The following is a 787-nucleotide window of genomic DNA, read 5'->3' on the forward strand; positions in this document are numbered from 1 at the left end:
TGTCTCATGAACGATTGATACCTGATCAGGTGGAGGCCTAGCGTCGGATATTCGACGAATTCACAAGCGACCCCTACTTAAGGTTGCATCGTCAGGATCATAAACAGGCACACCGTGAGTAGCGAGTAGATCATTGATTGGTTTCATGGGTATCAGTCTTTCCTTAGTGGTGGACGCGCATGCGCAATCACTAGAAAATATTTTCTATAAGTGCTTTATTAAACAGGATGCTGCATCGGTCGTCGCGTGCACGCTGACCCCAATCTGAGTGTTCCCGATACTGCCCAGGAGCAGCGAGCCCATATGACTACTTGTTCAAGCCGGTTAGAATCCAAGCACTACCCGGATTATCCAGAGAAAAACTGAGAGCAACTGTCGTTGACTCCATGATTAAAGAAGACGGACTTGATGGAGAACACAGATCGAGAGCCTCTCGAGAGAACTTCACCCATTGTTCGCTGTCGCCCTTTCCTCTAAGAAAGAGGAAGTTTTCTTGATCGGAGAAGCCGTGTTCTGGAACAGGGGGATCATCAGCCATAAGTGTTTCTTTGACTGTTTGATACGGAGTGTATGGGCACACGAGCGAAAACTCAGTCCACTCTGGTCCGTAGAGTTCCTCCAGTGTGATGGACTCAGTAACGGGGATTGCATGTCCCGATCGTCCTAGGGACGCGAGATGAGAAGCCAATGGGTCATCAAAACTACAAGAGGGGGCCCGACCCCCGGATGGTAGACACGGAGGATTTGATCAGGAAGCAGATCTCAGGATAGCAGGACCGCGCTCCTC

General features: G+C 49.9%; 1 protein-coding gene. It reads right to left on the bottom strand.

What is annotated here, in order from left to right:
* Positions 1-307 precede the first annotated feature (307 nt).
* Positions 308-538 (bottom strand): hypothetical protein, encoded by a 231-nt coding sequence (locus H9627_RS14110; protein ID WP_158013214.1) that lies wholly within the window; start codon positions 536-538, stop codon positions 308-310.
* Positions 539-787 lie beyond the last annotated feature (249 nt).

It is taken from the genome of Corynebacterium gallinarum (genome assembly GCF_014837045.1).
In the GTDB taxonomy this organism is placed as follows: Bacteria; Actinomycetota; Actinomycetes; order Mycobacteriales; family Mycobacteriaceae; genus Corynebacterium; species Corynebacterium gallinarum.